This window comes from Arthrobacter sp. Ha26, from assembly GCF_059091705.1.
On the sequence record NZ_JBNHGX010000006.1, the window covers coordinates 250913 to 262917 of the forward strand.

11 protein-coding genes are annotated in these 12005 nt (G+C 64.8%); 6 read left to right on the forward strand and 5 right to left on the reverse strand.

Annotation, left to right across the window (positions count from 1 at the left end; all coding sequences use genetic code 11):
• Window positions 1–71: 71 nt before the first annotated feature.
• Window positions 72–1514, forward strand: coding sequence for an MFS transporter (locus AC5RVY_RS15410; protein WP_493955571.1), 1443 nt, complete (start codon window positions 72–74; stop codon window positions 1512–1514).
• Window positions 1515–1543: 29 nt separating this feature from the next.
• Complete coding sequence (locus AC5RVY_RS15415) at window positions 1544–2548, forward strand: nucleoside hydrolase (RefSeq protein ID WP_493955572.1); 1005 nt, start codon at window positions 1544–1546, stop codon at window positions 2546–2548.
• Between the two features lie 216 nt (window positions 2549–2764).
• Here the strand turns inward: AC5RVY_RS15415 and AC5RVY_RS15420 are convergent, their stop codons facing one another.
• Window positions 2765–3115: a hypothetical protein gene (locus AC5RVY_RS15420; RefSeq protein ID WP_493955573.1), complete on the reverse strand. Its 351-nt coding sequence runs from the start codon at window positions 3113–3115 to the stop codon at window positions 2765–2767.
• Between the two features lie 294 nt (window positions 3116–3409).
• On the opposite strand from AC5RVY_RS15420, the gene AC5RVY_RS15425 reads away from it, so the two are divergent.
• Window positions 3410–4246, forward strand: a complete 837-nt coding sequence (locus AC5RVY_RS15425) for a class I SAM-dependent methyltransferase (protein ID WP_493955574.1) — start codon at window positions 3410–3412, stop codon at window positions 4244–4246.
• Window positions 4247–4502: 256 nt separating this feature from the next.
• On the opposite strand, the gene AC5RVY_RS15430 is transcribed toward AC5RVY_RS15425, so the two are convergent.
• Both AC5RVY_RS15430 and AC5RVY_RS15435 read right to left on the reverse strand, forming a co-directional pair.
• Window positions 4503–4805 carry a YciI-like protein gene (locus AC5RVY_RS15430; protein WP_493955575.1) on the reverse strand — a complete coding sequence of 101 codons (303 nt, stop codon included), beginning with the start codon at window positions 4803–4805 and terminating at the stop codon, window positions 4503–4505.
• A 140-nt stretch (window positions 4806–4945) separates the two neighbouring features.
• Window positions 4946–6163: an MFS transporter gene (locus AC5RVY_RS15435; RefSeq protein WP_493955576.1), complete on the reverse strand. Its 1218-nt coding sequence runs from the start codon at window positions 6161–6163 to the stop codon at window positions 4946–4948.
• A gap of 217 nt (window positions 6164–6380) precedes the next feature.
• On the opposite strand from AC5RVY_RS15435, the gene AC5RVY_RS15440 reads away from it, so the two are divergent.
• The gene (locus AC5RVY_RS15440) at window positions 6381–7640 is read left to right on the forward strand and encodes a S8 family serine peptidase (protein ID WP_493955577.1); all 1260 of its coding nucleotides are present in this window, start codon (window positions 6381–6383) and stop codon (window positions 7638–7640) included.
• A gap of 19 nt (window positions 7641–7659) precedes the next feature.
• Here AC5RVY_RS15440 and AC5RVY_RS15445 read toward each other — a convergent pair whose 3' ends face one another.
• Entirely contained in the window at window positions 7660–8442 is a 783-nt protein-coding gene (locus AC5RVY_RS15445) for a GntR family transcriptional regulator (protein ID WP_493955578.1), read from the reverse strand.
• 504 nt (window positions 8443–8946) lie between these two features.
• Entirely contained in the window at window positions 8947–9753 is an 807-nt protein-coding gene (locus AC5RVY_RS15450) for an alpha/beta fold hydrolase (protein ID WP_493955579.1), read from the reverse strand.
• A gap of 263 nt (window positions 9754–10016) precedes the next feature.
• Here AC5RVY_RS15450 and AC5RVY_RS15455 point away from each other — a divergent pair, with 263 nt between their 5' ends.
• Both AC5RVY_RS15455 and AC5RVY_RS15460 read left to right on the forward strand, forming a co-directional pair.
• Window positions 10017–10880 carry a pentapeptide repeat-containing protein gene (locus AC5RVY_RS15455; protein ID WP_493955580.1) on the forward strand — a complete coding sequence of 288 codons (864 nt, stop codon included), beginning with the start codon at window positions 10017–10019 and terminating at the stop codon, window positions 10878–10880.
• Between the two features lie 110 nt (window positions 10881–10990).
• A complete protein-coding gene (locus tag AC5RVY_RS15460; RefSeq protein WP_493955581.1) occupies window positions 10991–11995 on the forward strand; it encodes a metallophosphoesterase family protein in 1005 nt (334 codons plus the stop codon).
• The last annotated feature ends 10 nt before the right edge of the window (window positions 11996–12005 follow it).

The following is a 12005-nucleotide window of genomic DNA, read 5'->3' on the forward strand; positions in this document are numbered from 1 at the left end:
GTCATACATGGTTGTATAACAACTGGAATCACGTAAAGACGATTCCTTCTGCTCGAACAAAGGAGTTTGATGTGAACACCCCAACCCCCGCCGCAGCCGCGCCGCCCGCCCCAGGAGGCGCCGCCGTCGTCGTCCCCGCCGACGCAACCAAGCTCTCCGGCCGCCGGGCCGGCCTGCTGATCTCCACCCTGCTGCTGGGCGTGCTGTCCTTCCAGCTGAACGCCAGCATGGTCACCCCCGCGCTGCCGCAGATCGCCGCCAGCTTCGGCCAAAGCCCGGACAGCGCCGCCCCCGTCCAGTCCATGTTCTTCCTGGCCGGCGCCATCGCCGGGCCCGTAATCGGCCGGTGGAGCGACTTCATCGGCCGCCGCGCCGCGCTCCTGCTGGTCCTGGGCATCATGGGCGCCGGCACCATCCTCTGCATCGCCGCGCCCACCCTGCCGCTGCTGGTCACCGGCCGGTTCCTGCAGGGCGTCTCCAGCGCCGTCTTCGCGCTCGCCTACATCGTGCTCAGCGAGAACCTGCAGGCCAGGGTCTTCGGCACCTCGGTGGGCATCATCGCCGCCATCAACGGGGGAGTGGGCGGCGTGGACGGTTACGTGGGCGGGCTCATGGCCGAGACCCTCGGCTTCCGGTCCATCTTCGTCGTCGTCCTAGTCCTCACCGCTATCGCCGCCCTGTGCATCCTCCGCATGGTCCCCGCCGGACGGCCTTCCGGCGTCCGCGGCGCCATGGACTGGTGGGGCGCCGGCTCCCTCTCGCTGTTCCTGGTGTTCACCACCTACTTCGTCTCCGGCGGATCGGCCGCGGGCTGGACCGCGCCGTCCACCCTGGCCCTGCTGGCCGGCACCATTGCGTCCTTCGCCGCGTTCTGGATGATCGAGAAGCGCCGCAGCCACCCGCTCATCGCCGTGCACCACCTGCGCTCAAGCCAGGTGTGGCCCGTCATCGCCACGACCGTCCTCACCCTCGCCGGCATCTTCGCCGTCATCAACTTCACCGTGGTGCTGCTGAGCCAGGATCACGACGGCGGCTTCGGGCTTTCCGCCTCCGTCTCGGCGTTGCTGTTCCTCACCCCCGCCGCTTTGATTGGCGTGTTCGCCGCACCTTTGGCCGGGTGGCTGGCGGATAGGCGCGGGTGGATCCGGGTCCTTCGGTTCGGGACCGGGCTGAGCCTGGTGTGTGCTGTGGTTGCGGCTGCTTTTTCCACTAGCTCTGTTGCGGTGCTGGTTGCCGTTGCCTTCTTGGGAATCTTCTACAACGGGCTGTTCCTCACCGCCATCAACGGGCTCTCGGTGCTGCTTTCGCCCAAGGAGGCCCCGGCTGCGCTGCCCGGCATCAACGGTGCGTCGTTCGGGATCGGGGCGAGCCTCGGCGTCGTGCTGGTGGCGCCGTTCGCCGCGCAGGCCACGGCCGCCGGGTACGCCACCGCCCTCTGGATCTCGGTGGGCATCACCGCCGCCGCGTTCATCGTCAGCCTCTTCGTCGCCGCCCCCAAGGGCGAGACCGTCTAACCCCTCCATCCCGTTCGAAGGAATCTATTGTGACTGCCCCCGTTTACCTGGACTGCGACACAGGCATCGACGACGCCCTCGCCCTGGCCTACCTGCTCGCCTCTCCTCTGGCTTCTGTTGTGGGCATTGGGACCGTCAGCGGGAACGTCAGTGCCGCCGTCGGTGCCCGCAATACCCTGGACCTGCTGGCTTTGGCTGGGTCTTCTTCTGTGCCGGTGGCTTTGGGGGCGCACGATCCTTTGGTTGGCTCGTTTCATGGCGGGGCGCCATGGGTGCACGGGGAGAACGGGATCGGGGAGGTTGTGTTGGCGCCTTCTGCCGCTTCGCTTGTTGGTGAGTCCGCGGCGGAGATGCTGGTACGGCTGGCGCGCACTTATCCCGGTACGCTGCGGGTGCTGGCGATCGGGCCGCTGACCAACATCGCCGAGGCTTTGCGGCTGGATCCTGCGCTGCCGTCTCTTGTGGAGTCGGTGACGGTGATGGGCGGGGCCGCGCTGGCGCCGGGGAACATCACGCCCGTGGCCGAGGCGAACATCTGGCACGACCCCGAGGCCGCCGCCCTGGTGCTGGCCGCCGACTGGGACGTCACCCTGGTGCCGCTGGACGTGACCATGGCTTCGGTGCTGGAGGAGTCGCACCGGCAGGTGCTGCTGGCTTCTGCCGCGCCGGTGCCGAGGGCGCTGGGGGAGATGCTGGGCTACTACTTCCGGTTTTACGAGGGCATCTACGGCCGGCCCTGCTCCGCCATGCACGATCCGCTGGCGGCGGCGCTCGCTGTTGGCGGTGTCAGGCCTGCTTTGGCACCCGTGGTGCGCGCCGCCGTCGACACCTCCGACGGGCCCGGCCGCGGGCAGACCGTGTGCGACATGCGCGGCTTGTACGCGGGGTACCCTCCGGTGTCAGGAGCGCGGTGCCGCGTGGTGCTCTCGCTCGAGGAGGACTTCGCCCCGCACCTGGTGGGGACGCTGCTGCACTCTGGGGGAAGTACGACGGCAGTTCCTGCCCTCACGGGAGCGGTTCCGTGCCAGGCTTGAGTTTCCTCGCTTAGGACTGCAGGTACTGCATCACCGAAAGGTGGCCGCCCCGCAGCCCAGCTGGTCGTTGAGCGTGGCAAGCAAAGTAGTGCCGCCGTCGTCCGCCAACTCCTCCTGGTGCACGTTTAGCTTCCCTCGTTGCTTGGCTTCTCCGGGGATTCCAGCCTGGAACACGTTGCACCTCTTTGTTGGACAAGCGGCGGCCGCCATGGCGTCCTAGCAGAGACCCTCCTTCACCTGGCGCGTCTCGCCCTTGGCGGCAACGTACAGGGAGCTGACGCGGCACGTCTCACCGCTGTCGGTAATGGTGTTCTGGCTGCCCAGTACCGTCACGTTTTCGAGCTCGATGTAGTGCTGCTTCCAGTCGTAGGACGACTGGACTTCGCCGTCATCGTAGCTCCACTGATCCCTGGCGTTGGTGGTGTTGTAGTAGTCGTCGTCATGGTGCTTCACCACCTGCCGGTACTCATATGTCGAATCGGTGAATACCAGCTCGCGGTGTTCCACGTGGGCGCCGTTGCTGCCGTCGCCATGGTCTGCCATGGCAGGCGAAGCGGTGAGGGTCATAGCCAGACCGGCGGCGGACGCTACAAGTAAACGCGTCGAGCGGTTCATCATGGGGTCCTTTCAACTCATTGTCGGGCTCCCCAGCGCGCAGTAATTGAATGCTAAAAACCGCTCATGGCCTGGTCAACGAATTAACCGGCAACTCTGGTACTGGGAGGGCGGAGTTTAGGGGACTTAGGGGCGGACGTGGCCATGATCGGTGCAATCCTGACGACTTCGGGTGCTCCTAGCCGCCCCCGGCGTGCCGCCGTCGTCCTTCCCCTTCCCAGTGGCACACCGTTGTAGGGTCAGCGCGTGATCGTGCCCAATATCTCCCAGGACGCCGTGGCGGTGGCGGACCACTACGACGAGCTCGATCCCATCTACCGCCAGGTCTGGGGAGACCATGTCCATCACGGACTGTGGGTGACGGGCCGCGAGACACCCACCGAGGCGGTCGAGGCGCTGGTCGACGCCGTCGGGGACCGGCTGCGCCTCCAGCCGGGCCAGGAAGGCGTGGACATCGGCTGCGGCTACGGCTCTACGGCGCGGCGGCTCGCGGTGACACGCAAGGTCCGCGTCACCGGCTTCACGCTTTCACCTGAGCAGGCCCGGTACGCCGCCGCGCATCCCGTGCCCGGCGTAGACATCCACACCGGTGACTGGTTTAGTAACGGCCTGCCCGATGCCTCGGTGAATGCGGCCTGGGCGATTGAATCAAGCGAGCACATGGTCGATAAGCAGGCGTTCTTTGCCGAGGCGCACCGTGTGCTCTCGCCCGGCGGCCGGCTGGTCGTCTGCGCCTGGCTCGCCGGGACCGATGCCAACGGCTGGAAGGTCAGGCACCTGCTTGAGCCGATCTGCCGCGAAGGGCGCCTGCCCTCGATGGGCTCGCGCGAGGAGTATGAGGCGATGGCACTGACGGCAGGCTTTGCGGTCACCGGCTATGAGGATGTCAGCCGGCACGTCGCCCGCACGTGGCTGATCTGCGCCGGCCGGTTCATGAAAGCCCTGCTCGTCGATCCCGGGACCCGCCGCCTGGTCCTCAGGGCACGCAATCGTGACTCATTTCGAAGCATTCCCCGCATGATCCTGGCCTACCGCACCGGTGCGATGCGCTACGGGATATTCACGCTGTCGAAGGCTGAGTAGTAGGGGCGCCGTGGGACCCGGCAAATCAATTCAGGAGAAGCCGGCCTTAGGGAAGTGGCTGGCGTTCGCCACATTGAAGGAGGACGACGGCGGCAGGTACTCCCGCCGTCGTCGTTCCATCCGGCGCTGCTGGCCAGGAGACGGGATCCTGGCACGCTTTGCGCGGTTGCACCCGGCGCACGCCGCAACAAAGTTCTGAAGGCGGGTGGAGCCGCCCTTCGACCCGGGCTTCTGCCCCGACTTTAAGCTGTTGGACTTAGGGGTGAACGGGAGTAGCCGCTTCGTTCCCGAGCACCGTGGTCCAGGGGCTGGCGGCCCACGACGTCACGACGCCGTTGGTGACGTAGGGATCGGCCGCCGCAAAAGCCTTGGCGGCTTCGAGTGCGTTCCCGCCGGTGAAGATCAGCAGCCCTTTGAAGGGGCCGTCACCAACGGCGCCGCCGAGCAGAAGTTCGCCGCGTTCGACGGCTTCCCACCCCAGCCGGAGGTGGTCTCCGCGGTACTTTTCGCGGGTCTCAAGGTAGTTGTCCTGGTACGTGTACTCGAGCACGGCGTGCATGGGTGTCCGTCCTTTTCCTTGCCGGGTTTCTTTCGTTGTAGAAGTAGCCTACCCAGCGGGGCTCAGCCAGAAACGCAGGCAGTCTCGACCTGTGGAATGCCCGGCCCGTCCGTTAACGACGGGCCGGGCAACGGCATTAGCTAAACGCGGTCCTGCGCCGGACGGGTGGCGGCAATGGCGTGCGGGACCGTCACCAGGGCCAGCACCGCGAGGGCGCCAGCCGCTGCGAACACATAGAAACCCCAGGGGTACGCGATGCCTGCAGCCACCAGGCCGCCCGTCACTGCGGGCCCGGCAATGGCGCCCACGCGGCCCACGCCGGCAGCGAACCCGAGGGCGGTGGCGCGCAGGCGGGCGGGGAACAGCTGGCTCACCCAGGCGTAAACGAGCACCTGGGAACTGAAGACGAACACGCCGGTGACGAAGACCAGGGCGTTGAGCAGGATCGCGTTGTCCACCTTGATGCTCAGGAGGGCCAGGCATACCGCGGAGAGGCCGAACCAGAGCAGCACGATGCGTTTGGTGCCGTGCCTGTCGGCCAGGATGCCGGCAATGACGAGGCCTGCGACGGCACCGAGGTTCAACACCAGGAGCAGAGAAAGGCCCGCACTGACCGGATAACCAGCGGACGCCATGAGCTGGGGGAGCCAGGTGTTCAGGCCGTACACCAGCAACAGCCCCATGAAGGAGGCGGCGGCGATCGCCACCGCTACAAGCGGGTAGGGCTTCTTCGCCAGGTCCCGGAATCCGGTCTGCTCCGCTTTCTTCGCTGTCCCCGCGGCCGGCAGGGTCTCCGGCAGTTTGAACCACAGGAACGGTACGAGGGCCAGACCTGCGAGGCCGCCGACGACGAACATGGTGCGCCAGTCGGGAATGACCATCAAAGCCAGGAAGGCCGTTGCTACGGCACCCACGTGGTACCCGGTCATGGTGCGGGTGGTGGACTTGCCTGCGGAACCCGCCGGCGCGTAGTCGTTCATGTAGGCGAGCGCGACCGGAAGGCAGGCGCCAAGTCCCACCCCGGCCAGGAGGCGGAAAGCGCCGAACACGGCCACGCTGGGCGCCCACGCCACCGCGAGGGTGAAAATCGAGAACCAGAGCACACAGGCAACCATCAGTTTTCGGCGCCCAAAGCGGTCTGACAGTGGGGCGATGAACAACGCTCCCAGGCCGACGCCGACGAGGGAAATGGTTGCCACCAAGGTTGCGCCGACGGCGTCAAAGCCAAGGTCGCTGGTCTTGATGAGTGTGGGAATGACGGTGCCGAGCACCACCAGATCAAAGCCGTCCAGGACCATCGCCAGCCAGCAGAGCCAGACAGGCCACCTGGACGTGCGGATGGAGGGTGAAGTTGTCATGTAATCCTCATTGATTAGGGAAAGGCAGGATGTTGGGGCTGAGAGCTACACCACGAGAGGGAGTGATGCACAACATTCTTTATGGAGATGAGGATACCCGCGGCGTTCACTTAACGCACATCCGTTCGACATCCGAACGCGAACCCTAATGTCCCGTATTCCAGGCACTGAATTTGACCCCTATCCAATCGGTGGAGGCTGGCGCAATATAAACGCTATGAAAAAGCTCCTTATCGCCGGTTTCACCGCAGCAGTCATGGGTTTTGGCGCCCTGACCTTCGCAGCCCCGGTTAGCGCAGAGCCGGTCAGCCCAGCGCCCGGATCGTCCTATGTTGAGGGGCAAATACTGGTGAAATTCCGTGACAGCAGGGCGGCGGCCGCGGTACTGGCCTCGCACGGCCTCAGTGACGGGCCGGACATCGGAAGTACAGGGGCACACTTGATCAAGGTGCCGGCTGGTAAGGAACTTCAACTCACTGAGGCACTCAGCCGAAACCCCGCCGTTGAGTACGCCGAGCCGGACAAAGTGGTCACTCCCACCACCACTGACACTTTCTTTGACCGGCAGTACGCGCTGCAGAACAACGGTCAATCATTCCCCAACACCGCGGGTGACATCACCGTCGCGAAGGGCACAGCCGACGCTGATGTGGACGCGGTGGAAGCGTGGAACGTGACCACCGGCACCAGCATTGCAGTAGCTGTTCTGGATTCCGGCGTCGCGACCGATAACCCCGACATCAGTCCGAAAGTTACTGCGCGCGCGAAGTTCACCACTGCGAGGACCAACGAAGATAACTATGGCCACGGCACGCACGTGGCCGGCATCATCGCAGCCACAAAAGACAACGGAATCGGTGTGGCCGGCGTCTGTCCCGGCTGCACCATCCTGGCTGGCAAAGTCCTCACGGACACCGGGATGGGATCCAGCTCAGGGCTCGCAAACGGTATCAACTGGGCGGCTGCCAACGGTGCGAAGGTGATCAACATGAGCCTGGCCGTAGGGGCGTCAACCACCCTCGAAACCGCCGTCAACAACGCCTGGAATAAGGGTGTGGTGCTGGTTGCGTCCGCAGGCAACGGTGGAAACACCACCATGATGTATCCCGGCGCATACCAGAACGTCATCGCGGTTGGCGCCACGGACAACAACGACGTGAAAGCATCATGGTCCACCTACGGTGGCTGGGTGGACGTAGCAGCACCCGGAGTCGCCGTCTACTCGACATTCCCGAACCACCGCTTCACTCTGGCCAGGGAGTACAACCGCTCCCAGGGATACGACATCGGCAGCGGCACCTCGATGGCTTCACCGATCGTCGCGGCAGTTGCCGCCTTGGCCTGGAGCACGCCTGCCGGCACTTCGAACGCCGCTGTGCGCACCAAAGTGGAGTCCACTGCGGATCCTGTTGGCGCTGTCTCTGACTGGGCGCACGGCCGCGTGAACGCCTACAACGCAGTGAAGCCAACGCTGTGAAGTAATGCCGCGGCCACGTTTAGGACTGGAACTGCTGCATCACCGAGAGGTGGCCTGCGCGGGCTGAGACCAGGCACTTTGCCAGATAGAAGGGCCGGTTGCCCTGCCGGACGTACTGGGTGAGGACCAGCACCGGATCCGACGGGCGCAAGTCCAGCAGCTTGGCCCGGCTGGGGCCCACCTGGCTCAGGCTGACCTGGCACTCACCCGGACCGGCCAACCTGCCCAGTTGCTTGTTGAGCGTGGCAAGCAAGGTGGTGCCGCCGTCGTCCTCCAGCTCAAGGGGCGCGGCTGGGCCCTTGTCGAAGCTGACGGGCTGGGCGGTGACGTTTTCCTGCAGGTGGGCGATGGACTCGCCGTCGCGGATCAGGACCGATTCCCAAAGCCAGCAGTCGGTGCCGGGCTCGACGCCGATGCCGGGGGCGACGAATTCGGACGCGGCCTGCCGGACCACCTGGGTGCGTTTGACTTCCAGCGTCTGCCCGGCGCTGCCGAGGACTTCCTCAAAGGGGCGGATGCGTTCGATGCCGATCCGGGGGAGCGTGTCCGCGACGAAGCGTCCGACGCCGCGCCTCGCCCTGATGAGTCCGTCCTCCTCGAGCAGCATGAGGGCTTCGCGGACCACGGTGCGGCTGACTTTCATGTCGGCACCGAGTTCGGTTTCGGTGGGGATCATGGAGCCGGGGGTGAGGAGGCCGTTGCGGATGGCTTCGGCGACCCGGGAGTACACCGCGACGCGCAGGGGTGCGCCGGGCTGGGCGGCCACCGGCTGGGACAGGAACCGGGCGGCATCCTGGTGCACGTTGTTGCCTCGCTTTTGTGGGGTGTTTACGGGTTTCCAGCCTAGCAAGTTGCACGTGTTTGTTGGACAAGCGTCATCCATGGCCCGCCGCTTCTGGGCCAACTTTTTTCAACTGGGAAACCGGGACCCATCCATTGTCGTCGCGGCTACGAATCCGGAGTGGATCTACCGCTCCAGGCTCTAGGCAGGGGGCGGAGACTTCGCTGCTGGAGCAAACCGGCAGCACCTAAACGCCAGCTGAAACGAGCCGATGATGGCAGAAGCACAGTTTGACCAGTTCCTGCGGGAAGCTACCACCTTCGACCCCGAGTCCGACCGGACCCTGGAAGGGGATCTCTTGTTCGGCCTATACACGAGCTGGTGCCAAATCAGCCGGACCGCGCCAACCACAGAGACTTCGTTCTGGTCCGCAATGAACAACCGGCTCCAGCCAGGATGCAACGGCCTCCACATGAAAGGGCCGGCAGCTGCGGACTACATCCTTAACAGCTACCCCGGGCTGGTCTAAAGGGTCCGGGCCTCGGAAGAGGCGTGCTGCCCTTCCGGATGTCCTTCCGCAGCCGCCCAGTGCCGGCGGAGCGCCTCAGCCAGCCGTTCCGGTTCAATCCGGTGCGGCGGGTCGAAGTGGTGGCGCCTGGGGAAGACCTCCAAATGGAAGTCGGGAAAGAAGACCCGGGCCAACCTGGTGGCAATCTCGCCATAGTCATCCGGATGGCTGAGGCCGCCGAGGGCGAAGAACACCGGCTTGTTGAAGGCTGCCAGCCGTGACCGGTCCAGGTCGTAGTCCTTGAAGGTGCGCAGGAACGCCCGGATTCCCGCGGGCCGCTTCGCCATCCACGGCGGCGGGGGAGCCGCCGCCTCCTGCGGCGGAAGGACGACGTCGGGCCTCACCCCCAGCCTCATGAAGGCGGGCATGAATTCCTCAGCTGGGAGGGCCTCCAGCTGCCCGTACTTTTTCCAGTGTTCCGTGTAGGCAGGACTCCAGTCCCAGCTTCCGGCCCAGGCCGGCTCCAGCAGGGCCAGGCTCTGCAGCCTTTCGGGGTGCTTGGCAGCGAACGCCAGCGCGGCGGCGCCGCCGCCTGAATAGCCCACGAGGTGGAAGGTCTGCCAGCCCCGGGCGTCGGCTTCCCACAGCACGCCGTCCGCCTCGGTATCCAAGGTCCAGTCCGCCGACGGTTCGCTCTCCTTGTACAGCTCCAGGTCTTTGGCAACGGCCTGCACGTCCGGCCCCAGGGCTTTGAGCAGGGGCCCGTAAGCCAGGTCTGCCGGGAGCACTGAACCGGGAAGAAGGATGACCCGAATCGGTTCCATGCAGAAACCATACGCCCGCACGGGAGGTACGCAATGGGCGGAGATTCGCTGTTTCTCGTGGTGGTTCGCGTGCCGGGACGGCTGGCGCTCGCCGAGGTATCCTAAGTCCAGTGTTAATTCATTGTTCTCTGTGACCCAGAGCCCTTGCAGCGATTCCAGTTCGCTCCTTCGAGGAGTGGTGATTCTGTGTGCCCGCGTGGGGAACTCCAGCTGGAGTTCCCCGAGCCGCCGGCCCATCACCGAACCCGTCACTGGAAGATCCCATGGAAACGACACCAACCACACCCTTTGCACCCCCTTCACCTGCCCTCGAGCGGCAGTCCCTGCGCCCTGACTGCGGCAACTGCTTTGCCCTCTGCTGTACAGCCTTCGGGTTCTCCCGATCGGCAGACTTCGCTCTCGACAAACCGGCTGGCTCGCCCTGCCAGAACCTGGCCGCGGACTTCTCCTGCACCATCCACGACAGCCTGCGCCCCAGGGGTTTTCGTGGCTGCACCGTCTTTGATTGCTTCGGGGCCGGACAGAGCGTTTCGCAGCAGTTGTTTGCCGGGAAGAGCTGGCTCGACCACCCGGAAACCAAGGACCTGATGTTCTCCGCGTTCAAAACCGCCCGGCAGTTGCATGAGATGCTCTGGTACCTTGCCGAGGCCCAGGAGCGGACGTTCGATCCAGACGCCTCGCGGTCTGCGCTGGAACTGCGGAAAGCGATCGGGCAGGCGGTCAGCGGTGGTCTGCCGGAGCTGCTTTTCGTGGATGTTCAGGAGCTTCACTCCCAGGTGAGGTCCATTCTGATGGATGTCAGCGAAGAAGTGCGGGCGGGCTATTTTGCTTCCGGTGCCGATCATCTGGATTCAGCGCTGAAGCCCGGGGCGGACTTGATGGGCTGGAACCTCAGGTCCCGCCGGTTGTGCGGCGCGGACCTCAGAGGGGCCTACCTCATTGCCGCGGACCTGAGGGGCTGCGACTTATCGGGGGTGGACTTGCTCGGCGCGGACCTCAGGGACGCACGGCTGGACGGCGCGGATCTGTCGAAGGCCCTGTACCTGACGCAGCCGCAGGTCAACGCTGCTTTGGGCAGCAGCACCACCGTTTTGCCGTCGGACCTGGCAATGCCGTCGCACTGGTGAATCGTCACCCTTGACACTCATCCGACCCTTTAGGAGTATCAAGGTGCCGGTGGGTTGGCTTCTCCTTGGAGAAGCCGACCTCCGGTTCGGCTTCTCTAAGGGGTTATTGGATGCAGTCAGCACTCCCTCGTCGCAGAGCCTCCCGGGGTGTGGCCGCCATCGCCGCAGTTCTTCTGGCGGTCTCTGCCGCGGGTTGCACCGGTGAGCCGAAACCGCCCGAGTCCCCGTCCCCTTTGCCTGATGTCCGGATCGCAGCTGTGGGCGACATGAACGACGCGGAGAACCTTGACCCGGATAGCCCGTCCGGCCGGAACGGTGCGGCGATTAGCAAGCTCGTGGAGAATAACGAGATTGACGCCTTTTTGGGGCTCGGGGACTTTCAGTACAGCACGGCGAAGTGCGAGGACTACGTGAACTACTGGAGGCCGCTGTGGGGTGGCACGATGCCCAAGTTGTACTGGGTGTCCGCGCCCAACCATGACTGGGAGCCCGGACGCAACGAAGACCTGGACAACTTCATGAACGGCCAATGCCCTGGGGCTCCGGAGAAGTCTGCGATCAACGAGGAGCGCGGGTTCATCTCCAATGGGGAACCATATTCGAAGGACTTCGGAAACTGGCACTTCGCTTTCCTGTCCTCCGCCCTGTGGCGCTACAACCAAGCGCAGGCTTCAGCTGCAACGACGTGGCTGGACAAGGACCTCAGTGCTGCCAAGGCCGCAGGCAAGCACCTGGCAGTGGTGTACCACGAACCCTATTTCACATCGAACACGGAATCACACGAGCGGGCAGCCGACCAGAAGCCGTGGATCGACGTGATGTGGAAGCACCGCGTCCGGCTGACCCTGTCCGGGTCACAGCACAACTACGAACGGTCCTGCCCGGTGAACAATGCGGATAAGTGCGTCGCTGACGGGATGACAGCATTCCAGGTTTCAACAGGGGGTACCGAACTGCGCCCCTTCACCAGCAAGCCGCGGTATATACAAAAAAGGTTCAGCAACACCCACGGGTTCCTCCGACTGACATTGCATGGCGACGGGTCTTTCGACTGGAACTTCGTTCCGACCACAGGGAAGAGCAAGGACTCGGGTAAGCGCTCCGCGCCCCAGTAGAAGCGATCCC